This window comes from Streptomyces sp. CY-1, assembly GCF_047218265.1.
GTDB lineage: Bacteria > Actinomycetota > Actinomycetes > Streptomycetales > Streptomycetaceae > Streptomyces > Streptomyces niphimycinicus.
Map to the genome: position 1 here is coordinate 8874720 of NZ_CP178393.1, position 25510 is coordinate 8900229.

The following is a 25510-nucleotide window of genomic DNA, read 5'->3' on the forward strand; positions in this document are numbered from 1 at the left end:
CGGACGCGTTCTTAGCATCGGCGGTGTTACAGCGGTGGTGTCACACGATTGGGGGACGTCATGACGGTGGCGGCGGAGGACGGGGCGACGGCGGCCGGTCCGCTGGCCGGAGTGCGGGTGGTGGAACTGGCGGGGATCGGGCCGGGTCCGTTCGCCGCCATGGTCCTCGCCGACCTCGGCGCCGATGTCGTCCGCGTCGACCGCCCCGGAGGCACCGGCGGCCTGCGGATCGACCCGGACTACGACCTCGCCAACCGCAACAAACGCTCGGTGCTCCTCGACCTGAAGGCCGAGGGGAGCGTGGCCGCCGTGCTCGACCTCGTGGAGCGCGCCGACATCCTCATCGAGGGCTACCGCCCGGGGGTCACCGAGAAGCTGGGCCTCGGCCCGGAGGACTGCCTGGCACGGAACCCCCGGCTGATCTACGGCCGGATGACCGGCTGGGGGCAGGAGGGCCCGCTCGCCCGCACAGCCGGCCATGACATCGGCTATATCGCCGTCACCGGCGCCCTCAGCATGATCGGCGCCGCCGACGGCCCGCCCATCGCCCCCGCCAACCTCCTGGGGGACTACGCGGGAGGCTCGCTCTACCTCGTCATCGGGGTCCTGGCCGCCCTCCAGCACGCCCGCGCGGGCGGCCCCGGCCAGGTCGTGGACGCCGCGATCGTCGACGGCACCGCGCATCTGACCGCCGCCATCCACGGCATGATGGCCGCCGGTGGCTGGCGGGACCAGCGCGGCACCAATCTCCTCGACGGCGGCTGCCCGTTCTACGGCACCTATGAGACCGCCGATGGCGGCTATATGGCGGTCGGGCCCCTGGAGCGCAAGTTCTACGCGGAGTTCATCGAGCTGCTGGGGATCGCCGACCAGGCCCCGGCCCGCGATGACTTCGACAGTTGGGCCGCGCTGCGCACCGCCATCGCCGACCGCTTCAAGCAGCGCGACCGCGAGGAGTGGACCGCCGTCTTCAGCGCCACGGACGCCTGCGTCGCCCCCGTGCTGTCGCTGCGGGAGGCCCCGGCCCATCCGCACCTCGCCGCCCGCGCCACCTTCGTCGACCACGGCGGGATCACCCAGCCCGCGCCCGCCCCGCGCTTCTCCGCCACCCCGGGCACGGTGCGCCGCGCGCCCGTCCGGCCCGGGGCGGACACCGCCGAGGTGGCCCGCGACTGGGGAGTCACCTCGCTCGTCGAGGGAAACCCGTCAGGAACGGCATGAACGGCATGAACGACATGAACGCCTTGAGCGCCCGTCCGCTTACCGCCGGCCCCCTGAGCCGTCCCGCCCGAACCCTCCCCTGAAAGGCCGCTGAAGTGAGCACCGAAGCGTATGTGTACGACGCCATCCGCACCCCGCGCGGGCGCGGTAAGGCCGACGGTGCCCTGCACGGCACCAAGCCCGTCGACCTGGTGGTGGGCCTGATCCAGGAGATGCGGCGGCGGTTCCCCGAGCTGGACCCGGCGGCCATCGACGATGTGGTCCTCGGCGTCGTCAGCCCGCTCGGCGACCAGGGCTCCGACATCGCCAAGATCGCGGCCATCGCGGCCGGGCTGCCGGACACGGTCGCGGGCGTCCAGGAGAACCGCTTCTGTGCCTCCGGCCTGGAGGCCGTCAACCTGGCGGCGGCCAAGGTCCGTTCCGGCTGGGAGGACCTGGTGCTCGCGGGCGGCGTCGAGTCGATGTCACGCGTGAAGATGGGCTCCGACGGTGGCGCCTGGTTCGCCGACCCGATGACCAACTACGAGACCGGCTTCGTACCGCAGGGCATCGGGGCCGACCTCATCGCCACCACCGGCGGCTACAGCCGCCATGACGTGGACAGCTTCGCCGCGCTCTCCCAGGAGCGGGCCGCCCGGGCCTGGAAGGAGGGGTACTTCGACCGCTCCGTGGTCCCGGTCCGCGACCGCAGCGGGCTGACCGTCCTCGACCGGGACGAGCACATCCGCCCCGGCACCACCGCCGAGACCCTGGCGGGCCTGAAGCCGTCGTTCGCCACCATCGGCGAGGCGGGCGGCTTCGACGCGGTGGCGCTTCAGAAGTACCACTGGATCGAGGCCATCGACCACGTCCACCACGCCGGGAACTCCTCGGGCATGGTGGACGGCGCCGCCCTGGTCGCCATCGGCAACCGCGAGGTCGGCGAGCGCTTCGGGCTGACCCCGCGCGCCCGGATCGTCTCCGCCGCCGTCTCCGGCGCCGACCCCACCATCATGCTCACCGGCCCGGCTCCGGCCACCCGTAAGGCGCTCACCAAGGCCGGGCTGACCATCGACGACATCGATCTGGTCGAGATCAACGAGGCGTTCGCGGCGGTGGTGCTGCGCTTCGTGGACGACATGGGGCTGAGCATGGACAAGGTCAACGTCAACGGCGGCGCGATCGCGATGGGTCATCCGCTGGGCGCGACCGGCGCGATGATCCTCGGCACGGTGATCGACGAGCTGGAGCGGCGCGACGGGCGGTTCGGGCTGGTGACGCTGTGCGTGGGAGGCGGAATGGGCATCGCGACGGTGGTCGAGCGGCTCTAGGGGGGCGCCGACGGATCGTGACGCCTGCGGCGGGCTGTTCCCCTCCCCGCCCCTTCCGGCACCTGACGATGTGCGGCTCCGCCGCGTGCGGGGCTCGGCCCCAGGCCCCGGGGTCCTGAGATCCGCCGGACGCCCTCGTAGAGCCGAGCGGCTCTCAGACGCCGCCGTTCCCCCTCCTTCCCGCCCCCTCCCCGCGCCCTTCCTCTTCGCCCTGGAGACCTCAGATGAGCCACCCCACCACCGCCTCGACCATCCGCTGGGAGCAGGACGACGAGGGCGTCGTCACCCTGGTGCTCGACGACCCCGACCAGTCCGCCAACACCATGAACGCCGCGTTCATCGACTCCCTCGACGCGATCGCCGACCGCGTCGAGGCCGAGCGGGACACCATTCGCGGCATCATCGTCACCTCCGCCAAGAAGACCTTCTTCGCCGGCGGCGACCTCAACGACCTCCTCCAGATCGGGCCCGACCAGGCCCAGGAGGTCTATGAGAAGAACCTCCGCATCAAGCGCGGGCTGCGCCGGATCGAAACCCTCGGCAAGCCCGTGGTCGCCGCGATCAACGGCGCCGCGCTCGGCGGCGGGCTGGAGATCGCGCTCTCCTGCCACCACCGCATCGCCCTCGACGCTCCCGGGGCCCGGATCGGCTTCCCCGAGGTCACCCTGGGCCTGCTCCCGGGCAGCGGGGGCGTCGCCCGTACCGTACGGCTGCTGGGCGTCACCGACGCGCTGCTCAAGTGGCTGCTCCAGGGGGCGCGGTACAGCCCCCGGCGCGCCCAGGAGGCGGGGCTGGTGCACGAGGTCGTGGCCACCCCTGAGGAGATGCTGACCCGGGCGCGGGCCTTCATCGACGCCCACCCCGAATCGGCACAGCCCTGGGACGACAAGGACTACCGGATTCCGGGCGGCACCCCGGCGCAGCCGAAGTTCGCCGTCAATCTGCCCGCCTTCCCCGCCAATCTGCGCAAGCAGCTAGGCGGCGCGCCCTACCCGGCGCAGCGCAACATCCTGGCCGCCGCCGTCGAGGGCTCCCAGGTGGACTTCGAAACCGCGCAGACCATCGAGGCCCGGTACTTCACCGAGCTGGTCGTCGGCCAGACCGCCAAGAACATGATCCAGGCGTTCTTCTTCGATCTACAGGCGGTCAACTCCGGGGCCAACCGGCCCCAGGGGATCGAGCCCGGTCAGGTCCGTAAGGTCGCGGTGCTGGGCGCCGGGATGATGGGCGCGGGCATCGCGTACTCATGTGCCAAGGCGGGCATCCAGGTCGTCCTCAAGGACGTGTCCGCGGAGGCCGCCGCCAAGGGCAAGGCGTATGCCGAGGGGCTGCTGGCCAAGGCGCTCACCAAGGGCCGTACCACCGAGGCCAAGCGGGACGAGCTGCTGGCCCGGATCACCCCGACCGGCGATCTGCGCGACCTCGAGGGCTGTGACGCGGTCATCGAGGCGGTCTTCGAGGACCCGGCGCTCAAGCACAAGGTGTTCCAGGAGATCGAGGGCGTCGTCGCCCCGGACGCCCTGCTGTGCTCCAACACCTCCACCCTCCCCATCACCCTGCTCGCCGAGGGGGTGCAGCGCGCCGACGACTTCATCGGACTGCACTTCTTCTCGCCCGTCGACAAGATGCCGCTGGTCGAGATCATCAAGGGCGAGCGCACCGGCGACAAGGCGCTGGCCCGCGCCTTCGATCTGGTGCGGCAGATCAACAAGACCCCGATCGTGGTCAATGACTCCCGCGGCTTCTTCACCTCCCGCGTCATCGGCCACTTCCTCAACGAGGGTGTGGCGATGGTGGGGGAGGGTGTCGACCCCGCCTCCGTGGAACAGGCCGCGGCTCAGGCCGGATACCCGGCCAGGGTGCTCTCCCTGATGGACGAGCTGACCCTGACCCTGCCGCGCAAGATCCGCGAGGAGACGCGCCGGGCGACCGAGGAGGCGGGCGGCGAGTGGCGGCCGCATCCGGCCGACGCGGTGCTCGACCGCATGGTGGAGGAGTTCGGGCGCCCCGGCCGCAGTGGCGGGGCGGGCTTCTACGACTACGACGAGGCGACCGGCAAGCGGGGGCGGTTGTGGGCGGGGTTGCGGGAGCATTTTGGGCGGGGTGGGACCGGGGGGTCGGGCGGGTCTGGTGGTTCGGGTGGCGAGGGCACCCGTGTCCCCTTCGAGGACATGATGGAGCGGATGCTCTTCAGCGAGGCCATCGACACGGTGCGGCTGCTGGAGGAGGGCGTGCTGACCTCCGTCGCCGACGCCAACATCGGCTCCATCCTCGGCATCGGCTTCCCCGGCTGGACGGGCGGGGTGTTGCAGTACATCAACGGCTACGAGGGCGGCGTGGCCGGTTTCGTCGCCCGTGCACGGGAGTTGGAGGCGGCGTACGGGGAGCGGTTTGCTCCGACTGAGCTGCTGTTGGAGAAGGCTGAGCGTGGGGAGCGCTTCACGGACTAGGGGGTGTCGGGCGGGCCACGCGGCGGCGCCGCATGTCGAGGCTTTCCCCTACCCGCCCCTTCCCACAACCGGGGCCCGGCCCCGGCCCCCGCCGGGGCTCCGCCCCTGGACCCCGCTCCTCAATCGCCGGAGGGGCTGGTTTGGGTTGCCCCTGGGCCCGGCTCCTCAATCGCCGGAGGGGCTGGATTGACGGGACGGGCCCAGGCGGCGTTCGAGCTGCTCGGCTACCCCTGGGCACCGCTCTCGGGTGATGTCCAGGAAGGCCGCCAGTACGGGGGAGCGGTCCTGGGTGCGGAAGGACATCACCAGTTCCGGCAGTTCCACCCGGGGGCTCACCTCGCACACCTGGACGTCCGGTCGCGCCGCCACCCGCAGACATGCCGGGCCGAGCCCCACCCCGACCCCGCACGAGGCCAGCCCGATGATGGTGTGCGCGTCCCACGCCTCGGTGACCCCACCTGACCGCGTGGGGGTCGACGCCTCCGTGCCCTCGTCCAGCAGCGCGGCCAGCCAGGCGGCGACCACCGGTTCCTCATCCGCGGGTGCCAAGATCAGGTGCTGCCCCCTGAGTTGCTCGACGCTCACCTTGGACTGCCCGGCGAACGGATGGGCGGCGCCTACGACCGCCACCAGATGGTCCCTGCCGACCGTGACCGACACCAGATCCTCGGCACCCGCGCCCCGGGGCGCGCCGCGACCGATGGCGATGTCCAGCTCGCCCGCGAGCAGCGCCGCCGTGGACCGGCGCGTCGACATCTCCTCCAGCCCCAGCCGCACGTCGGGCCGGTCCCGGATGAACTGGCCCAGCACGGACGGCAGCAGCTCCAGCAGCGCCGAGCCGATGAAGCCGAGCCGCAGCCGTCCCGTCTCGCCCCGGGCGGCCCGGCCCGCGTCCGATACGGCGGCCGACATCTCGGCCAGCGCCCGGCGCGCCCTGGCCAGGAACGCCTCGCCCGCGGCGGTCGGGAACACGCCCCGCGCCGTACGGTCGAAGAGCCGTGCGCCCAGCTCCCGCTCCAGCGCCGCGATCTGCTGCGACAGCGGGGGCTGGGCGATCCCGAGGGCGGCGGCCGCCCGTCCGAAATGCTGGTGCTCGGCCACCGCCAGGGCGTACCGCAGATGTCGTGACTCCATCGGACCGAGGATAGCCGAGCCGATATCCAGGAGATATCGGCGGCGGGGTTGTCAGATATGGCGGTGGATAACGCCACGCCGTGGCGGTGGACTGTTCTCCATGAGCGCCATGAGTTCCAGAACGCCCTCGGGCGATGACCATCCCGTGAGCGAGATCCACTCCGCCCCCGCCCCCTCCGGCACCGTGTTCGTGCTGGTCCACGGCGCCTGGCATGCCTCCTGGCAGTGGGCGGCCACCCAGCGCGCCCTGGCCCGGCTCGGCGCGGCGAGCCTCGCCGTCGATCTGCCGGGGCATGGCTTCGAGGCACCGCTGCCCTCGGGCCACCACCTCCCCGGCCAGCCGGGTTTCGCCACCGAGAAGTCGGCGCTGGCCGGGCTGACCCTGGAGGAGTGCGCCGGGGCGGTCGTCACCGCGCTGCGATCGGTGCGCCGGTATCCGAAGGTCGCCCTGGTCTCGCACAGCGCCGGTGGCGCCTCGGCCTCCCTGGCCGCCGAGCGGGCCCCCGAACTCGTCGACGAGCTGATCCATCTGTCGTCGTTCGTCCCCGCCGGGCGCCCCCGCTTCGCCGACTATCTGGCAGCCCCCGAGCAGACCGCGACCGGACGGGGGCAGGGGCTGATGCTGGGCGACCCGGAGGCCATCGGCGCGTTCCGGATCAATCCGTTCTCCGTCGATCCGGCGTATGTGGAGGAGCTGCGGCTGACCTACTACCACGACGTCCCGGCCGGGTCCTTCGCCCGCTGGTACCAGGCCCTGAGCCCGGATCTGCCCTTCGCGGTGCCGACCACCCTGATCGCCCTGACCCGGGAGCGGTGGGGCCGGATTCCGCGCACCTTCATCCGGTGCGCCGAGGACTGGGCGTGCACCCCCGCGTTGCAGGACCTGATGATCGCGGAGGCCGACGCGGCCATGCCGGACCAGCCCTTCACCGTGCGGTCGCTGCCGGGCAGCCATTCGCCGTTCGCCGCCCGCCCCGAGGAGCTGGCCGCCGCGCTCACCGGCGGCGCATGACCGATGCCGGTGCCCCGGGGCGGCCGGCCGCTCGCCGCGCCGCCCCGGGCCCGCTCAGTCCGCGTCCTGCCCGTACCAGGCCCGCAGCTCATGCTTCATCGACCGCTGGAACGCGATCACCAGCGCCTCCACCACCAGCGGCTGCATATCGGCCGACAGCGACTTCTTCGCCCGCACCCGCTCCGGTCCGCTCCCGGACTCGTGATCGCGGTCGGGCCCCCACACCTCGTCCCGGAACAGCCGGCCGAGCTCGCGTGCCGCGGAGCGGGTGTGTTCGAGGACGACCGTATGGGCCGTGCGTATCGTCTCCATCTCGATCGGCACGTCCAGCAGCCGGAGCCCCAGATGGAGCACCTTGGGATCGATCCGGAAGCGATCCGGGTCGTCGGTGCGCTCCAGGGCGTCCAGTGCGGCCAGCCGGTCGATGTCCTCGTCGGTGAGCTCCCGCCCGGCCCGCCGGTCCAACTGCTCGCGGGTCGTCTCCTCGGGGGCGTCCGGGCCCCAGGAGGCGACCAGGGCCCGGTGGAGCGCCAGATCGTCCTCGCTCAGATCCGGTGGCAATTGGCTCAGATAGCGCTCGATGGCGGACAGGGTCATGCCGTGGCGCTGCAACTGTTCGATCAGCGCGAGCCGGGATAGGTGCTCGGGGCCGTAGTGGCCGACCCGGCGCGGGCCGATCACCGGCGGCGGAAGCAGTCCGCGGGTGCTGTAGAAGCGCACGGTGCGCACGGTCACCCCGGCGCGGGCCGCCAGTTCATCGACGGTGAGGGTGGGTTCCTCGGTGCCGGGGGTGGTCATCGGCCGTGCCTCGCTCTCCGCGTCGTCCTGCTCCGCCGGGCCGCTGCCCGATCGGGTTCATCAGTATTGCTGTCGCAGCACCGCTGTGAAACCTCTCCCCGCCACCGGCTCAACACCGGGTTCAGCACGACCTGTTGACGATCTCTTTACCGATGAATAGCGTGCCTCGCTGTTCAGCTCTGTTGGTTTCCTTCCGAATCTGTGAGGTGGGGTCGGATTGAGCTCGGAACGCGGCAGATATGGGATACGGCGACTGATCGGGGCGGTGCTCGCCATGACCACCGCTGTCGGCCTCGGTCTCACGGCCGCGGACACGGCCGTCGGGAGGCCGTCGGACGCGGGCAAGTTCCCCGCCGATGTGCATACGTACCTCGAGGACCCGGAGCGGACCGGCGAGGGCCAGGAACCCCCGCACACCCGGCTGCGGCCGGACGGGCCCGACCGCAAGGCGTGGGAGCGCAGCCTGGACGGATCCTGGCGGTTCGCGATGGCCGACCGGCCGGAGGACGCGCCGAGCGGCTTCTGGAAGGACGGCTACGACGCCTCGGCGTGGCAGCGCGTGCAGGTTCCGCACACCTGGCAGACCGACGACCTCGACCATCCGGTCTTCCGCAACGTGCAGAGCGAGGTGGCGCCGGACGATCCGCCCAAGGTGCCCCGTGACACCAATCCGACCGGGGCCTACGTCCGGGACGTCACGGTGCCCCGGAACTGGGACGGGCGCCGGCAGGTGATCCGCTTCGACGGGGTCACCTCCGGCTGGTTCCTGTGGATCAACGGCCACTACGTCGGCTACGACCAGGGCGGCTATGTGCCCGCCGAGTTCGATGTGACCGACTATCTGCGTCCCGGCGCCACCAACCGGATCGCCGTCCAGGTGCACCGCTGGAGCGCGGGATCGTATCTGGAGGACTACGACCAGTGGCGCTACGCGGGCATCTTCCGCTCCGTATCGCTGTACTCCACGCCCACGACCCGCATGGAGGACGCGTACGTCACCACCGATCTCGACGCCTCCTACCGGGACGCCACGCTGCGCACCGAAGTGGAAATCGCGCGCACCGGAAGCGACAAGAGCGGACCCCATCAGGTCACCGGTGTGCTCTACGACTCCAAGGGGCGTGAGGTACGGCGGCTGACGGCCGAGGAGAACGCCGGGAAGGCCGAGCTGACCGGGCAGATCGCCAGCCCCGCCAAATGGTCCGACGAGACGCCGAACCTCTACGCTCTGGTGCTCACCCTGCGCGATCCGGACGGCAAGGCGATCCAGACCGTGCGCCAGAGCGTCGGATTCCGCGAGATCGAGGTCAAGGACAAGCAGCTCACGCTCAACGGCAAGCGCGTCCTGATCCGCGGCGTCAACCGCGCCGAGACCGACCCCACCACCGGGCGCCATGCCACCCGCGCCCGGATGGAACAGGACGTCCGGCTGATGAAGCGGCTGAACGTCAACGCGATCCGCACCTCCCATTACCCCTCGGACCCGTATCTCTATGAACTCGCCGACCGCGAGGGCATCCTGATCGACGACGAGATGGAGGTCGAGACCCACAGCCACGAGAACTGCCCGAACGACTGCCTGGCCGAGCGCCCCGAATGGCAGAAGGCGTTCCTGGAGCGCCACCAGGGCATGGTGGAACGCGACAAGAACCACCCCAGCGTCATCATGTGGGACACCGGAAACGAGGCCGGGCTGGGCAAGGCGCACTACGCGATGGCGCGGTGGACCCGGGCGAACGAGCCCACCCGCCCGCTGTACCACCAGTCCAACAGCCCCGACGGCGACGCGCCCTACGCGGATATCGCCGGACCCCGCTATCCGACCCCGGCCTCCCTCGAAGCCAAGGCCAAGACCTTCACCAAGCCCATCGTGATGGGCGAGTACGCCCACGCCATGGGCAACAGCCTCGGCAACTTCCGCGAGTTCTGGGAGGTGATGCGCGCCTACCCGAACGCCCAGGGCGGCTTCATCTGGGACTGGGCCGAGCAGAACATCCGCCGTCCGCTGATCACCACCCCCGACTCCTCCGGCAACGACATCGCCGCCTCCCTCTCCGGCAAGCCCAAGGTGGTCGACGGGTACGGCGGCAAGGGCAAGGCGCTGTATCTGTCCGGTCTTGACGACTTCGTCGAGGTCTACCGCGATCCGAGGCTCGACCTCACCGGCAGCGCCGTCACCCTCGACGCCCGCGTCAAACCGGCCGAGCCGTGGACCGGGGACTTCACCATCGTCAGCAAGGGCGACCAGTACGTCCTGCGGATGAAGGACGAGGACACCCTCGAATTCACGATCACCAGCGGCGGCAAGCCCCGCACCGTCACCGCCCCCGTGCCCGACGGCTGGACCGGCGCCTGGCACCGGGTCACCGGCACCTACGACGGCTCCGCGCTGCGCCTGTATGCCGACGGTAAGGAGCTCGCCGAGACCGCGTGGAGCGGCCGTATCGACTACACCGGCTTCGACCTCGGCGTCGGCCGGAACAACGACACCATGGAGGACGGCTGGACCGGCCGCACCTCCAAGGGCACCATCGACCAGGTCCGGGTCTATGACACGGCGCTCGGCGCGGAGCGGCTCGCCCAGGACCAGGACCCCCGCGGCGACGCCCTGATCGCGCTCGACTTCGACGACTTCACCCGTAAGGGCAGCTATCTCTCCTACGGGCTCTATGAATCCGGTGTGGACGGCCTGGTCACCGCCGACCGCGACCCGGAGCCGGAGACCGCCCAGCTCGCCTGGGTGCAGGCGCCGATCCGGATCACCGACCCGGGTGGCGAGGGCGCCCGCACCGGCAAGGTGAAGGTCACCAATGAGCGCGCCTTCACCGGCACCGATGATCTCGCCCTGCGCTGGACGGTGACCGAGGGCGCGCGGACCGTCGCCGGCGGCACCCGCGCCCTGGACGTCGGTCCCGGTGAGAGCGCCACGGTCCAGCTCCCGGCGCCGCCCGCCAATCCCGGGGGCTATGAGCGCCATCTGACCGTGCGGGCCGTCACGGCGCACTCCACCGACTGGGCCAAGGCCGGGCATGTGGTGTCCTTCGGCCAGTTCGCGGTCGGCGGCGACAAGGTGCCCGAGCCCGCCCCCGCCCCGGCCGCAGGCGAGCCCGCCAAGGCCGAAGAGCGCGGCGACACCATACGGGTCAGCGGTGAGGACTTCCAGTACACCTTCGGCAAGAAGGCGGGCACGCTCACCTCGATGCGCGTGGCGGGCCGCGAACTGCTCCGCTCCGGCCCCGAACTGGACGCCTGGCGCGCCCCGATCAGCAATGAGCGCTCCGACTGGGGCACCGCCGAGGGCAAGCGCTGGCGGACCCTGGGCCTCGACCGGCTGCGCACCACCGTCGACGGGGTCGAGGTGACCCCCGGCGACGACGGCACGGTCACCGTCACCGTCCGCTCCACGGCCGCCGCGCCCGATGTGACCGGCGCGTCCTTCGGCCAGACCGTGGCCTACCGGGTCGATGGCGCGGGCCAGGTCCGGATCCGGCATCAGGTCGAGGCGCGCGGCGACTTCCGCACCCTGTCCTATCTGCCCAGGATCGGTCTCCAGCTCAAGGTGCCCGAGCGGTACGGCACCTTCCGGTGGTACGGGCGCGGACCGGTGGAGAACTTCAACGACCGTAAGGACGGCACGCCCATGGGCGTCTGGTCCTCCTCGGTCGAGGACCAGTACGTGGAGTATCTGAAGCCCCAGGACCACGGCAACCACGACGATGTGCGCTGGGCGTCCCTCACCGACCGCGGCGGTGCCGGACTGCTGGTCTCCGGCGATCTGGAGGCTGGCGCCAGCGCGTACGACGAACTCGACCGCGCCGCCTATCCGCACTTCCTCAAGCGCAACGACGGCTGGAACACCCTGCACGCCGACCACGCGGTCACCGGCGCCGGCGACACCCCCAACCCGGTGCGCGACCAGTACCGGGTGAAGGCCGACAGCGCCTACGACTACACGCTCACCCTGCGCCCGCTCACCGGCGGCGCGGGGGCGCACACTGGAACAGGAGGGAGGTAACCGCACCACCGATGGCCCCATGAGCACGCCGATGGCCCCATGAGCACGCAGCGCCCCCGCCGCCGCACCGAAGGCCACGACCCGCCGCCCGCCGGCGGCATCCTGTGGGCCGTGGCGGGGGAGCTGCGCAGCCTGCTCGCCCTGCCGGCCGCGATGACCATGCAGGTGGCGCATCCGGCCGTCGGGGCGGGCGTGGACCAGTACTCCGTCTTCCGCACCGACCCCTGGGGGCGCGGCGAGCGCTCCCTGCGGTCGGTGCAGCTATGGGTGTACGGCGGGGCGCGGGCCCAGGCGGAGGGCCGCCGGCTGCGCGGGCTCCACGCGGCCATCGAGGGCGTCGACGCGCACGGCCGCCCGTACCGCGCGCTGGACCCGCCCGTCTACGCCTGGGTGCACGCCACCGGCTATCCGGTCTATCTGCGCGCCCAGCGCTATCTGGGCACCCGCCCCTTCACCGCCGCCGAGGAGCGGCAACTGTACCGGGAATGGCTGCGGATCGGACGCGTGCTGGGCATCGGCGACCGTGAGATGCCGGGATCCGTCGAGGAGTTCTGGCCCTACTACCGCGCGATGGTGCGCGAACGGCTGGAGCCGACCGTCGTCGCCCGTGAACTGGCCGCGCCCGACGCGCCCGTCCCTCCGCCGGGCCCGCTGCCGCTCCGGCTGCTGTGGCCGCTGCTGCGCCCGCTGTTCACCCGCTTCCGCGCGTTCCTCACCGTCGGGCTGATGCCGCCGGACGCGCGGGAGGCGATCGGGCTGGGGTGGACGCGGGGGCAGGAGCGGCGGCTGCGGTGGTTCGGGAGGGTCGTCCGGGTGGTGGTCCCGCTGCTGCCCGAGCGGCTGCGCTATCTGCCCATCGCGCGTGAGGCCCGGCGCCGCGCCCGAGCCGTACGGCCGTGACCAGGGGATATGCCGAGCGCCATGGCAGCACGGCGGCGCCGCCGGGCCCCGGCCGGGCTGGGGGACCCGGCCGGGGCTTTTTGGCTCAGCGGCCGTGGGTGCTGTGCGTGTCCTGGATCCGCTGCCACGACTTCGGCCGCACCGGCGCCTTGGCCGGGCTCAGCTCGGCCGCCCGCGCCTTTGCCGCGGCGGGCTTCGACGGGGTGAACAGCCAGGTGTCGAAGAGCGTGGCCAGCGGCTTGCCGGACACCTTCTCCGCGTAGGTCACGAAGTCCTTGACCGAGGCGTTTCCGTACCGGTTCTCCGCCGTCCAGCCCTTGAGGATCGCGAAGAAGTCCTTGTCGCCGATGTGGTTCCGCAGCGCCTGGAGGGCCAGCGCGCCCCGGTCGTACACCGCGTCATGGAACTGGTTCTCCGGCCCCGGGTTGCCCGGCTCGACCTTCCAGAAGGGGTCGTCGGCCGGGTAGGAGGCGTAGGTGTAGTCCGCCAGCTCCTGCGCGGTGCCCTCGCCCTCCTTCTCCGACCACAGCCACTGGGCATAGCTGGCGAAACCCTCGTTGACCCAGATGTCGCGCCAGTCCTTCAGCGAGACGCTGTCGCCGAACCACTGATGGGCCAGCTCATGCACGATCAGCGAGGTGTTCGCGCCCTTGGCGAACCCCTTCGGGCTGTAGAACGGCCGGGTCTGGGTCTCCAGCGCGTAGCCCGTGGGCACATTGGGCACATAGCCGCCCAGCGCGTCGAAGGGGTACGGGCCGAAGACGGTGGACTCCCAGTCCACGATCTCCGCCGACCGCTCCACGCTCGCCCGCGCCGCCCCCGCGTTGGCCCCGAGGTCCTTGCTGTAGGCGTTGATCACCGGCAGACCGTTCGCGGTCGTGTCCGTCGTGATGTCGAACTTGCCGACCGCCAGCGTGGTCAGATACGTGGCCTGCGGCTTGCCGGAGCGCCAGTTGTAGCGCGTCCAGCCGAGCTGGGAGCTGGTCGACTGAAGGGTGCCGTTGCTGATCGCCTGCGTTCCGTCCGGCACCGCCACCGACACGTCGTAGGTGGCCTTGTCGAGCGGATGGTCGTTGCTCGGGTACCACCACCACGCCGACTCCGGCTCATTGGCCGCGATCCCGCCGTCCGGGGTGCGCAGCCATGAGGTGAACCCGCTCGCCACCACCTTCGAGGGGGTGCCGCTGTAGCGCACGACCACGGTGAAGGGGCGGTCGGAGGTCAGCGGCGCGGCCGGGGTGATCTCCAGCTCATGGTCGCCGGTCCTGGCGAACGCGGCCTTCTTCCCGCCCACCAGCACCTCGCTCACATCGAGCGCGAAGTCGAGGTTGAACCGGGACAGATCCTGCCGGGCGTCGGCCACGATCGTCGCCGTGCCCTCTAGCCGGTCGGTCTTCGGCTGGTACTTCAGCCGAAGGTCGTAATGGGAGACGTCGTAGCCGCCGTTGCCGTACGAGGGGTAGTAGGAGTCCCCGATGCCGGGGGCGCCCGGCGTGGCATCGGCCGCCGACGCCGGGATCGCCAGCAGCAGGCAGGCCGCGGCCGCGCCCGGGACGAGAAGTCTGTGGTGACGCACGAGTCCTCCAACTCGTAGGGGAGAACGATCACTCGTGACCTTATGTACTCCTCACACGCACCTCACGTCCATCACGCCGTCCGACATCCAATCGACATCCGGCCGCAACGCGAATCGACTCGGACACGATCGCGACACGTATCGCCCTCTTCTGTACGGGAGTTGACTCGCGCTACCGTCCGGCCGTGCTGCTACAGACGCGGACACCCCGCATCCCCTGGACCACGCTTGTGCTGTCGGCGGTCACCGCGCTCGTCGCGGCCGCCATATCCCTGCTGCCACCGCTCGGCGCCCCGGCCGCCCACGCCGCCTCCGCCGCGCCGAGCGCACCGGGCAGCGGATCCGAGAGCAGACCCGTCTACTCCTACGAGAACGCCATCCGGGAATCGGTATGGGTGGACACCACGATCGACGGCGACGCGGACGGAAGGACCGACCGGGTCGCCGTCGACATCGTGCGGCCGCGCGAACCCGCCGCACAGGGCCGCCGCATCCCCGTCATCATGGACGCCAGCCCCTACTACTCCTGCTGCGGACGCGGCAACGAGAGCCAGACCAAGACCTATGACGCCGCCGGGAAGCCGGTCCTCTTCCCGCTCTTCTACGACAACTACTTCGTACCGCGCGGCTACGCCACCGTCCTGGTCGACCTCGCCGGAACCAACCGCTCCGACGGCTGTGTGGACGTCGGCGGCCGCTCCGACATCCTCTCCGCCAAGGCCGTGGTCGACTGGCTGAACGGCCGCGCCACCGCGTACTCCACCCGCACCGGCGGGCAGCCGGTCAAGGCGAGCTGGTCCAACGGCGCCACCGGCATGATCGGCAAGAGCTACGACGGCACCGTCGCCAACGGGGTCGCCGCCACCGGCGTCAAGGGCCTCAAGACCATCGTGCCGATCGGCGGCATCTCCTCCTGGTACGACTACTACTTCGCCAAGGGCGCCGCGCTCTACGACTCCGGCCCCGACGGACTCTCGGACGCCGTCGAGAGCGATGACGCCCGCGCCCACTGCGCCGCCGTACAGAAACGTCTCGTCGAGGGCGCCCCGCGCAGCGGCGACTGGACCGGGCCGTGGAGCGAGCGCGACTATGTGCCGGCCGCGGACAAGGTGCGGGCCAGCGTCTTCGCCGTGCACGGCGCACAGGACCTCAACGTCCGCACCAAGCACCTCGGACAGTGGTGGAACGCGCTCGCCGACGCGGGCGTCGAGCGCAAGATCTGGCTCTCCCAGACCGGGCATGTCGACCCGTTCGACTTCCGGCGCGCAGAGTGGGTGCGCACCCTGCACCGCTGGTTCGACCACTACCTGCTCGGCATCGACAACGGCATCGAGCGCGAGCCGATGGCCGATGTCGAGCGCGCCCCCGACCAGTGGTCCACCGACCAGGTCTGGCCCCCGTCCGGCACCCGGCAGACCACATTGCGTCCGCGCGGCGGCGCCACGGCAGGAGTGGGTGTGCTCGGCACCGAACGGGCCGAGCCCGGCGCCACGGAGACCTTCACCGACGACCCCGCGCTGAGCGAGGCCGACTGGTCCGCGGCGATCGACACCTCGACGCCCGGCAAGGCGGGCTTCACCACCGGTGCGCTGAAGAAGGACCTGCGGCTGTCCGGCTCCGGCACGGTCACCGTCACCGCCACGCCCTCCACCGCGAGCGCCCATCTCTCCGCGGTCCTGGTCGACCTCGGCCCGGCCACCATCCGGAACTACACGGCGAGCGGCGAGGGCATCACCACCCTCGACCGGCGCACTTGCTGGGGCAGCAGCACGGCGGGCGACAGCGCCTGCTTCAAGGAGACCGCCGCGGACCGGGCCAACGTCGACTACACGGTCTTCAGCCGGGGCTGGGCCGACCTCGGCAACTTCGCGGACGACGGCAAGGGCCGCCCGCTGACCCCGGGCAAGGCGTACACCATCACCCTGGACCTCGCCGCCACCGACCATGTCGTCCCGGCCGGCCACCGCCTCGGCCTGATCATCGCGGGCACCGACGCGGGCCTGCTCGAACCGCCGTCCACCACCCCGCGGCTGACGCTGGACCTGCCCCGCACCTCGGCCCGGCTGCCGCTGGTCGGCGGCGCGCCGAAGGCCGCGGCCGCTCCCTCGCGTACGGCGGCCACAGCGCCCCTGAAGGGCGTACGGGCCCCGCAGCACCGCACCCCGCTCCCGTCCACGTCCACCCACGACTGACCCGCGCCGGTGGGCCCCCGCCGCCGCGCGGGGGCCCACCGGCGGCGGCCCGGCAGGACGCCATCACCGACATCGCCCCACGTATCCCTCTCCCCCCAGGAGGTCCTTCGTGTTCACGCGGTCACCCCTCATCCGCAGCGCCGCCTGCGGCGCGATCGGTGCGCTGCTGACCGGGTCGTTCCTCAGCGCGCCAGCGCGGGCCGAGCAGCGTCCGCCGCGTACGGGGTTCGAGATCAGCCATGGCGCACGGTGGACCACCCAGGCCGAGGAGGCGGACTTCCTCGCCGCCGTCGACGAGTCCGCCCCGCGCGTGGCCGTCGACCGGATCGGCGCCACCGCCCAGGGGCGCCCGCTGCGGCTGGTGCGGATCGGCGCCCCGGCCGCGCCCGCCGACCCGGGCAAGGCGGCGCGCGGCAACGTCCTGCTGCTGATCTGCTCCCAGCACGGCGACGAGCCCTCCGGCCGCGAGGCGTGTCTGTCCACCGTCCGCGACCTCGCCTACGCCAAGGACCGCCGGACCCGACGCTTCCTGGAGCGCACCCAGGTGCTCGTCGTCCCGACCGCCAATCCCGACGGCCGCGCCGCCGACACCCGCGGCAACTCCGACGGCGTGGACATCAACCGCGACCATGTCGCCCTCACCACCGCCGAGTCCCGCGCGATGGCGGGCGTCATCCGCGACTGGCGCCCGGACACCGTCTACGACCTGCATGAGTACGGGGCGACCGTCCCGTACTACATGAAGGACCTGCTGGCGCTGTGGCCGCGCAACCTCAACACCCAGGATCCGGTGCACCACGAGGCGCGGACCCTGTCGGACACCTATGTGCGCCCGAGCGTCGAGGCCGCGGGCCACACCACCGGCGTCTACGGCATCTGGACCGACCCCGGGACCGGGGAGCCGGTCAAGCAGGTGGCGGGCGACGGACAGGAGCGGATCCTGCGGAACACCGCGGGCGTCAAGCACTCCATAGGGCTGCTGGTCGAGACCCGCGTCGACCCGCTCACCGACGCCGAGAAGGCCGACCCCGCCGTCAACAACCGCCGCCGGGTGGGCTCCCATCTGGCCGCCCTGAACGGCGCCTTCGACTTCATCACCGAGCGCCGCGGCCGGATCGAGGCGGCCACGACGGCGGCGCGGCTGGCCGGCTACGCCGACCGGGGCCCGGTCCACCTCGGCGGCGCGGACAACGAACCGCCGGAGGAGGACACGGTCCTGAACGATCCGCCGTGCGGCTATCGGCTGGACGCCGCCCAATACGGCGAGGTGCGCGACGAACTGGCGCTGCACGGGGTGACGGCCCGTCACGTCAAGGGCGACGGGGGCGCGTTCGTACCGCTGCGCCAGTCGGCCCGCGCGCTCGTACCGCTGCTGCTGGACGGCCGCGCCGCATATCACCTCACCACCGGGCAGCCGGTGGACAAATGCTGACATGACGCATTGGTGGCATACTAAAGCACCGGCCACGTGGCCGGTTGGCATGCATCTCAGGGTCCTGGGTAGCCGGAAATCCGTCAGCCAAACCCCCAGTGAAAGGTTTTTTGCGTGCCGCAGACAGGTACAAGCGCGGGGGACGTCGGCGGCGATCCCCCGGCCACCGTGGATACTCCCGGCGCCGACTCCGCCGGGCCCCATGCGGCCCCCCGGACGGACCGCGTGGTGTTCGGCGTCTCCGCCGCGCTCACGCTGGCCTTCGTCATCTGGGGGTCCGTAGCCAGCGACACCCTGGAAAGAGTCTCGGACAGCATGCTCTCCGGGCTCATACACAACGGCGGATGGGCCTTCGTCCTGGCCGCGTCGGGGTTTGTCATTTTCGCCCTCTGGCTGGCCATGAGCCGCTACGGCAAGATCACCCTCGGACAGGAGGGCGAGGAACCCGAATTCCGCACCGTCTCATGGGTCGCGATGATGTTCAGCGCGGGCATGGGCATCGGGCTGATGTTCTACGGCGTGAGTGAGCCGCTGTCGCACTTCGTCTCCCCGCCGCCCGGGACCGACCCCGGCAGCGCGGCCGAGAAGATGCAGACCGCGATGTCCACCACGCTCTTCCACTGGACGCTGCACCCCTGGGCCATCTACGCGGTCGTCGGCCTGGCCATCGCGTACAGCACCTTCCGCCGTGGCCGCCGGCAGACGATCAGCGCGGTCTTCACCCCGCTCATCGGCTCGAAGAACGCCAACGGCTGGGGCGGCCGGGTCATCGACATCCTGGCGATCTTCGCCACGCTCTTCGGCTCCGCCGCCTCGCTCGGCCTCGGCGCGCTTCAGATCGGCAGTGGTATCGAGGTGCTGGGCTGGAAGAGCGACGTGGGCACCGGGCTGCTGGTCGCCGTCATCGCGATCCTGACCGTCGCCTTCATCGCGTCCGCCGTCTCGGGTGTCGCCAAGGGCATCCAGTGGCTGTCCAACATCAATATGGTGCTGGCGCTCTTCCTCGCGGTCTTCGTCTTCGTGGCCGGTCCGACCATCATCATCCTCGACCTGCTGCCGACCTCGATCGGCTCGTACATCGGCGATCTGCCGCAGTTGGTGGGCCGCACCGAGGCCACCGGCGGCAAGTCCGTCGCGGACTGGCTGAGCAGTTGGACGGTCTTCTACTGGGCCTGGTGGATCTCCTGGACGCCGTTCGTCGGCATGTTCATCGCCCGGATCAGCCGCGGCCGCACCATCCGGCAGTTCGTGGGCGGCGTGATCCTGGTGCCGAGCACCGTCAGCCTGCTCTGGTTCGCCATCTTCGGCGGTTCGTCGATGAAGCTCCAGGCCGCGGGCAAGCTGGGGAAGGAATCCACCCCCGAGGGGCAGCTTTTCGGGGTGCTGGACCAGTACCCGATCGCCGGTGTGATGAGCGTCCTGGTGATGATCCTGGTCGGCATCTTCTTCGTCTCCGGCGCCGACGCGGCGTCCATCGTGATGGGCACGCTCTCGCAGAAGGGCGCCTTCGAGCCGACCCGCTTCGTCGTCGTCTTCTGGGGCGTGATCACGGGCGCGGTGGCGGCCGTGATGCTGCTGATCGGCGGCGGTGGGGGCGACGCCCTCACCGGGTTGCAGAACCTGACGATCCTGGTGGCCGCGCCGTTCACGCTGGTGATGGTGGGGCTGTGCTGGGCGCTGCTGAAGGATCTGCGCCGCGACCCGCTGATCGTGCGGGGCGAGCGGGGCGAGGAGGCCGTCGAGATGGCGGTCATCGCCGGTCATGAGAAGTACGACGGGGAGTTCGAGATCCGTATCGGCCCGGCGACCACCTCCGACGCCGACTCCTCGTCCGGGGACGGGGACGGCGCGGACCGATCGGGCGATCGGGCCGCCGCGGCCGAGCGCGGTTAGCCGCTCCGGCCGCCCGGCGCGGCCGTGACACCTGCCGCCCGGACCCGATCGGTCCGGGCGGCGCATCGTGTCGGTCCGGGTAACTGCGCCACGGCGTAAGCGGCGACCCGGGCCGCCCGGCGCACCGCCGGTTTCCCCCTGATACCGCCCCGTAACGGGAATACTTGGGGCATGACCTCCGAGTACGTGACGTTCGGGCTGGCGCCGGCGATGCGCGCGGGCGGTGTGCTGGCCGATGGCACGTACCAAACCCACCGCGACTTCCTGGACTTCGTGGTGGACGGCAGGCCCCTGCTGGCGCGCCTCGCCGATCTCGACGCGGTCTCACCGCTCGCCGCCGACCTCGGGCCCGCCGCCCTCGCCGAACAGGTGCGAAGGCTGCTGCTGGAGGCGGGGACGCCGCTGGCGGGAAACCGGTGCGTCATCTACGGCTGCCCGGAGTGCGAGGAGCCGGAGTGCGGGGCCGTCACCGCCGTCGTCGAGCGGGACGGGCCGGACATCGTCTGGCGTGACTTCGTCTGGCAGACCGGCGAGACCCCGGACGTCGAGCGCGACGGCTACCACGACATCGGCCCCTACCGCTTCCACGGCGAGCAGTACCGGGCCGCGCTGAAGCGGCTGCTGACCGCCGACGGCGCGCCCGCGCCCGAGGTCCCGACGGGCCCGAGGGCGCTGCTGATCGGACAGCGCGCCGCCGTCCTCGCCAAGCTGGCCGCCGCGCTGCGCACCATCGGCATCGGCGCCGAGATCACGCTGGACGCGGTCGGTGCCCACGCGGATGAGCTGCGCAAATACGGTGCGGTGGTCTTCGGCCGGACGGTGGGCCCGGGCGAGCGCGACGCGGTACGGGACGCCTTCGCGGCGGCGCGCTCCGACGCGGTGTGCGTCACCGCGCTCGCCCCGATCGTCCCCCTGCTCGTGGCCCAGGTCGAACAGGCCCTGGACCGCACCCCGCACGACCGCCGCCGCCTCCTCGGCCTGACGGCGGTGGCGGGCGGCGCCGAGGCGATGGTCGAGGTCGCGTCCGCCTGCCGGGTGAGGCTGGCGGCCCACCGCCTCGACCGGCTGTCCCGGCCCCATGCGCGCGAACTCTTCGACGCCGTCCTGGACCCGGGCACCCACCACATCCCCCTGGACCCCCGCGCCACCCGCGGCCGGTCCTTCCTGACAGCCCGCACAAGCGACGCGGTACGGGTCACACCCGTAGAACGGTGACGGCGCGCGCCGCCCCCACGCCCTGGAGGGTCCTCGATCGCCGGACGGGCTGATATTCGGCCCGTCCGGCGATCGAGGACCGGGGTCCGGGGCGGAGTCCCACGCGCGGCGGAGCCGCATATCGACAGAAGCCGGGAAGGGGCGGAAGGGACGGGCTGGGGAAAGCCGCCTCCGCCCGGCCTCGCGCGTCATGGCGGGGCCGGGCGGAGGGGCGAACCGGTATTGCCCGGAGGGCTAGCGCTTCTTCGGGTCCAGCAGGCCCGCCCGCCGGAGGGCGTCGGCCATCGCGCCGTTCACCGGGGCCGCGTCGCGGCCTCCGCCGCCACCGCGCTGGCCACGGCCGCCGCCGCCCTGACGCTGCTGAGGCGCACCGCCCTGGCGCTGCTGGGGCGCACCGCGGCGGCCCCCGCCGCGCTGGCCGCGGGCGTCCTCGGAGCGGTTGCGGTCCCGGCCGCCGCCGGACGCCGCGCCCGCCTCGTCGTCGAGCCGGAGCGTCAACGAGATCCGCTTGCGCGGGATGTCGATGTCCAGGACCTTCACCCGGACGATATCGCCGGGCTTGACCACATCCCGCGGGTCCTTGACGAACGTCTTGGACATCGCGGAGACGTGCACCAGGCCGTCCTGGTGCACACCGACGTCGACGAACGCCCCGAACGCCGCCACATTGGTGACGACGCCCTCCAGGATCATCCCGGCCGACAGGTCGCCGATCTTCTCGACGCCCTCCTTGAAGGTCGCGGTCTTGAAGGCGGGACGCGGGTCGCGGCCCGGCTTCTCCAGCTCCTTGAGGATGTCGGTGACCGTCGGCAGACCGAAGGCGTCGTCCACGAACTCGTCCGGCCGCAGGTCCCGCAGCACCGTCGTGTTCCCGATGAGGGTGGACACGTCGCCGCCCGCCTTGGTGACCATCCGGCGCACCACCGGATACGCCTCGGGGTGCACGCTGGACCCGTCCAGCGGGTCGTCGCCGCCGCGGATGCGCAGGAAGCCCGCGCACTGCTCATACGCCTTGGGGCCGAGCCGGGCCACGTCCTTGAGCGCCTTGCGGTTGACGAACGGACCGTTGGCGTCGCGGTGGGAGACGATGTTCTCCGCGAGGCCGGTGCCGATGCCCGAGACCCGGCTGAGCAGCGGGGCGGAGGCCGTGTTGACGTCCACCCCGACACCGTTCACACAGTCCTCGACGACCGCGTCGAGCGAACGGGAGAGCTTCACCTCGGACAGATCGTGCTGGTACTGGCCGACGCCGATCGACTTCGGGTCGATCTTGACCAGTTCGGCCAGCGGATCCTGGAGCCGGCGCGCGATGGAGACGGCGCCGCGCAGCGAGACATCGAGGTCCGGCAGCTCCTGTGAGGCGAAGGCGGAGGCCGAGTACACCGAGGCGCCCGCCTCCGAGACCATCACCTTGGTGAGCTTCAGCTCGGGGTGCCTGCCGCACAGCTCGCCCGCCAGCTTGTCGGTCTCGCGGGAGGCCGTGCCGTTCCCGATCGCGATGAGCTCCACATTGTGCTCACGCGCCAGCCCGGCCAGCTTGTCCAGGGCCTGGTCCCACTGGTTGCGGGGGACGTGCGGATAGATCGTGTCCGTGGCCGCCACCTTGCCGGTCGCGTCGACCACGGCCACCTTCACCCCCGTACGGAAGCCGGGGTCGAGGCCCATTGTGGCGCGCGTCCCCGCCGGGGCGGCGAGCAGCAGATCGCGGAGGTTGGCGGCGAAGACCCGGACGGCCTCGTCCTCGGCGGCCTGCCGCAGCCGCAGCCGCAGATCGATGCCGAGATGGACCAGAACGCGGGTGCGCCAGGCCCAGCGCACCGTGTCGGCCAGCCACTTGTCGGCGGGGCGGCCGCGGTCCGCGATGTCGAAGCGGTGGGCGATGGAGCGCTCGTAGGAGGTGGGGCCGGTCTCCTCGGAGGGCTCCTCCGGCTCCAGGGTGAGGTCGAGGACCTCCTCCTTCTCGCCGCGGAACATCGCCAGCACCCGGTGCGAGGGCAGCTCGGTGAACGGCTCGGCGAAGTCGAAGTAGTCGGCGAACTTGGCGCCCGCCTCCTCCTTGCCCTCGCGCACCTTGGTGGCCGCCCGGCCGCGCTCCCACATCCGCTCACGCAGCTCGCCGATGAGGTCCGCGTCCTCGCTGAACCGCTCGGTGAGGATGGCGCGCGCCCCGTCCAGCGCGGCGGCGGCGTCCGCGACGCCCTTCTCGGCGTCCACGAAGGCCGCCGCGGCGGCCGTGGGCTCCACGGTCGGGTCGCCCAGCAGCCCGTCCGCCAGCGGCTCCAGCCCGGCCTCGCGGGCGATCTGCGCCTTCGTGCGCCGCTTGGGCTTGTAGGGGAGGTAGATGTCCTCCAGCCGGGCCTTGGAGTCCGCGGCGAGGATCTGCGCCTCCAGCGACTCGTCCAGCTTGCCCTGGGAGCGGATCGACTCGAGGATCGCGGCGCGCCGCTCCTCCAGCTCCCGCAGATAGCGCAGCCGCTCCTCCAGGGAGCGCAACTGCGCGTCGTCGAGCATTTCCGTCGCTTCCTTGCGGTAGCGCGCGATGAACGGCACGGTGGAGCCGCCGTCGAGCAGCTCGACGGCGGCCTTGACCTGCCGTTCCCGTACGCCGAGTTCCTCGGCGATCCTGCCTTCGATGGACGTCGTCACGATCACGCTCCGCTTTCGGTATGCACTGCTCCTGCATTGTGGCAGGTGGCACTGACGAAGCGGTCGCGGCCGACGCTTTCGGCGGGCCGGGAGGGTCGGGATACGGGCCGGGCGAACACCGGTATCAGCCGGAAACGGTCATCACACCCGCCTGCGACGCGGTCCGCTCGCCACGTCGGAGGCGCCGCCGAAGAGGCGGGCCAGGGCGCGGAAGGGGAGCGTCACCACGGTCGCGATGGCGGCACCGATGGCACGGAGCACGTCGGCGATGGCACGGAACACGCTGGATACCTCCTGTCGGTCGGTGGCGGCTCGGCGGCGGCCGCCGGGCACCGTTCGCTACGCGGCGCACGGGCTGGTGCCGGCGTACGCGGCGCGCGGTGTGGGCGCCCGGTTGTCAGACGGCCGATCGCGCACGACAAGCGGGTATCCCGATGTGCTCCTGCCAAACCCGACCCCCGGCCGGGCCCGTCGGGCCCCCGCCGGGGCCGGGCGGACAACGTCCGGCCGGGCCGCCCTGGCCGCCGCCGGGGGTGCCTGCGGGCGTGCCATACCGGTGGGGCCAGGTCTGGGGCGCGGCCCCCGTCCGGGGTCTGGGGCGCAGCCCCACGCGCGGCGGAGCCGCATATCGACAGGAGCCGGGAAGGGGCGGGGAGGGGAGCGGCCCGGAGGTGAAGGCGTGTCGCGCCCGCGCTTCCGGTCGCCGCGGGGCGGGCGTCGGCGGCCACGGCCGCCGTACTGCGGGCAGGCGTCCGGGGCCGGGCCTCGCCGGGAGGTGCGGCCCCGGACGGGCGGGCCGGGGGGCCGACCGTCAGCTCTTGCCGCGGAGGTCCGCCGGGAAGGCGCCGTTCTCGCGGGCGGTGGTGGAGAAGGCGGTGGCCAGCTCGGTCAGCCGGGCCACGCCCTCGGCGCCCAGGTGCTCGTACGGCGCCGCGTCCAGGCGGTCGGTCTCCTTCTCGAGGTGCTGGCGCAACTGCTCACCGGCCTCCGTCAGCTCGTTGTCCGCGGTGAGCACCCCCCGGTCGCGCAGCCGCTGCCGGCCCGCCTCCCACTGCTCGGCGCTCCAGCCGCGGGTCCGCAGGATCCACTTGGTGGACATGCCCTGTCCGGTCGCGGTGTGGGAGGCCAGCGCCTCGACCGGGTCGAGCTCGGCGCTGACCAGGGTCATCAGATGGCCGTCGCCGCGGTGTTCGCGCAGCAGCGTGGCGGCGTGCCACAGCGCCAGATGCGGGGCGTCCGGGACGGGCAGATCGGCGTGGGCGGCGTACAGGGGGCGCGCCGGGCGCGAGCACGCCTCGGTGGCGCGCAGCGCCAGCTCCGCGGCCTCGGCCATCTCCTTGGAGGCTATGACGTCCTCGCCCAGCACCCGCCGCAGCACCGAGTCGGCGGCCCGCAGCCGGGCCTCCAGGGCGGCCTCGGGGGAGACCACGTCCCACGCGGCCGGAATGTGGCGGGCGATCAGGTCATGGCTGAAATTGAAGAAGGTCGCGGTGATGGTGCCCGCGGTCGCTCGGCCCATCGGCGCCGCCCGTCCGACGAAGTAGCCGGCCGCGCTGTCCTCCAGGCCCAGCTTGGCGAGCTCCTGGCCGAAGTCGGGGGCGAAGTAGATGGCGGAGTGGAGCGGGTTGACGACGCTGTAACAGCGACGGGCGGCAAGCTCGGGAAGTGTGGTCATGGCCGCACGCTACCGACAGGTAGTGACCCCCGGTAGCCCGG

Annotated in this window: 16 protein-coding genes; 10 read left to right on the plus strand and 6 right to left on the minus strand. The window is 71.9% G+C overall.

The window, feature by feature from the left end; all coding sequences use genetic code 11:
- Positions 1-60: 60 nt before the first annotated feature.
- The 3 genes from ACK1X7_RS38120 (at position 61) to ACK1X7_RS38130 (ending at position 4981) form a co-directional block, all read left to right on the plus strand.
- Positions 61-1221 (plus strand): CaiB/BaiF CoA transferase family protein, encoded by a 1161-nt coding sequence (locus tag ACK1X7_RS38120; protein ID WP_385140493.1) that lies wholly within the window; start codon positions 61-63, stop codon positions 1219-1221.
- 95 nt (positions 1222-1316) lie between these two features.
- Positions 1317-2531, plus strand: a complete 1215-nt coding sequence (locus ACK1X7_RS38125; protein WP_208521525.1) for an acetyl-CoA C-acetyltransferase — start codon at positions 1317-1319, stop codon at positions 2529-2531.
- Positions 2532-2755: 224 nt separating this feature from the next.
- On the plus strand, positions 2756-4981 hold the full coding sequence (locus ACK1X7_RS38130) for a 3-hydroxyacyl-CoA dehydrogenase NAD-binding domain-containing protein (protein WP_413116347.1): 2226 nt from the start codon (positions 2756-2758) through the stop codon (positions 4979-4981).
- A gap of 165 nt (positions 4982-5146) precedes the next feature.
- On the opposite strand, the gene ACK1X7_RS38135 is transcribed toward ACK1X7_RS38130, so the two are convergent.
- The gene (locus ACK1X7_RS38135; RefSeq protein ID WP_413116348.1) at positions 5147-6115 is read right to left on the minus strand and encodes a LysR substrate-binding domain-containing protein; all 969 of its coding nucleotides are present in this window, start codon (positions 6113-6115) and stop codon (positions 5147-5149) included.
- Positions 6116-6224: 109 nt separating this feature from the next.
- Here ACK1X7_RS38135 and ACK1X7_RS38140 point away from each other — a divergent pair, with 109 nt between their 5' ends.
- Positions 6225-7127 carry an alpha/beta fold hydrolase gene (locus ACK1X7_RS38140; protein ID WP_413116349.1) on the plus strand — a complete coding sequence of 301 codons (903 nt, stop codon included), beginning with the start codon at positions 6225-6227 and terminating at the stop codon, positions 7125-7127.
- Between the two features lie 54 nt (positions 7128-7181).
- Here the strand turns inward: ACK1X7_RS38140 and ACK1X7_RS38145 are convergent, their stop codons facing one another.
- Positions 7182-7925: a MerR family transcriptional regulator gene (locus ACK1X7_RS38145; protein ID WP_382957825.1), complete on the minus strand. Its 744-nt coding sequence runs from the start codon at positions 7923-7925 to the stop codon at positions 7182-7184.
- A 274-nt stretch (positions 7926-8199) separates the two neighbouring features.
- On the opposite strand from ACK1X7_RS38145, the gene ACK1X7_RS38150 reads away from it, so the two are divergent.
- Both ACK1X7_RS38150 and ACK1X7_RS38155 read left to right on the plus strand, forming a co-directional pair.
- Positions 8200-11940: a glycoside hydrolase family 2 TIM barrel-domain containing protein gene (locus ACK1X7_RS38150; RefSeq protein WP_413116350.1), complete on the plus strand. Its 3741-nt coding sequence runs from the start codon at positions 8200-8202 to the stop codon at positions 11938-11940.
- Between the two features lie 39 nt (positions 11941-11979).
- The gene (locus tag ACK1X7_RS38155) at positions 11980-12840 is read left to right on the plus strand and encodes an oxygenase MpaB family protein (protein WP_413116351.1); all 861 of its coding nucleotides are present in this window, start codon (positions 11980-11982) and stop codon (positions 12838-12840) included.
- Between the two features lie 85 nt (positions 12841-12925).
- Here the strand turns inward: ACK1X7_RS38155 and ACK1X7_RS38160 are convergent, their stop codons facing one another.
- Positions 12926-14416 (minus strand): M1 family metallopeptidase, encoded by a 1491-nt coding sequence (locus tag ACK1X7_RS38160; RefSeq protein WP_390794464.1) that lies wholly within the window; start codon positions 14414-14416, stop codon positions 12926-12928.
- A gap of 185 nt (positions 14417-14601) precedes the next feature.
- Here ACK1X7_RS38160 and ACK1X7_RS38165 point away from each other — a divergent pair, with 185 nt between their 5' ends.
- From ACK1X7_RS38165 to ACK1X7_RS38180, 4 genes are all read left to right on the plus strand, one after another.
- Positions 14602-16608, plus strand: coding sequence for a Xaa-Pro dipeptidyl-peptidase (locus tag ACK1X7_RS38165; RefSeq protein WP_390794463.1), 2007 nt, complete (start codon positions 14602-14604; stop codon positions 16606-16608).
- A gap of 109 nt (positions 16609-16717) precedes the next feature.
- Positions 16718-18040, plus strand: a complete 1323-nt coding sequence (locus tag ACK1X7_RS38170; protein ID WP_390794462.1) for a M14 family metallopeptidase — start codon at positions 16718-16720, stop codon at positions 18038-18040.
- A gap of 168 nt (positions 18041-18208) precedes the next feature.
- Positions 18209-19933, plus strand: a complete 1725-nt coding sequence (locus ACK1X7_RS38175; protein WP_413116943.1) for a BCCT family transporter — start codon at positions 18209-18211, stop codon at positions 19931-19933.
- Positions 19934-20104: 171 nt separating this feature from the next.
- A complete protein-coding gene (locus ACK1X7_RS38180) occupies positions 20105-21148 on the plus strand; it encodes an oxidoreductase (RefSeq protein WP_413116352.1) in 1044 nt (347 codons plus the stop codon).
- Between the two features lie 234 nt (positions 21149-21382).
- Here ACK1X7_RS38180 and ACK1X7_RS38185 read toward each other — a convergent pair whose 3' ends face one another.
- From ACK1X7_RS38185 to ACK1X7_RS38195, 3 genes are all read right to left on the minus strand, one after another.
- Positions 21383-23794: a Tex family protein gene (locus ACK1X7_RS38185; RefSeq protein WP_385149803.1), complete on the minus strand. Its 2412-nt coding sequence runs from the start codon at positions 23792-23794 to the stop codon at positions 21383-21385.
- Positions 23795-23935: 141 nt separating this feature from the next.
- Entirely contained in the window at positions 23936-24076 is a 141-nt protein-coding gene (locus ACK1X7_RS38190) for an LPFR motif small protein (protein WP_162953156.1), read from the minus strand.
- Between the two features lie 529 nt (positions 24077-24605).
- Positions 24606-25469 carry an SCO6745 family protein gene (locus tag ACK1X7_RS38195; RefSeq protein ID WP_385150577.1) on the minus strand — a complete coding sequence of 288 codons (864 nt, stop codon included), beginning with the start codon at positions 25467-25469 and terminating at the stop codon, positions 24606-24608.
- Between the last annotated feature and the right edge of the window lie 41 nt (positions 25470-25510).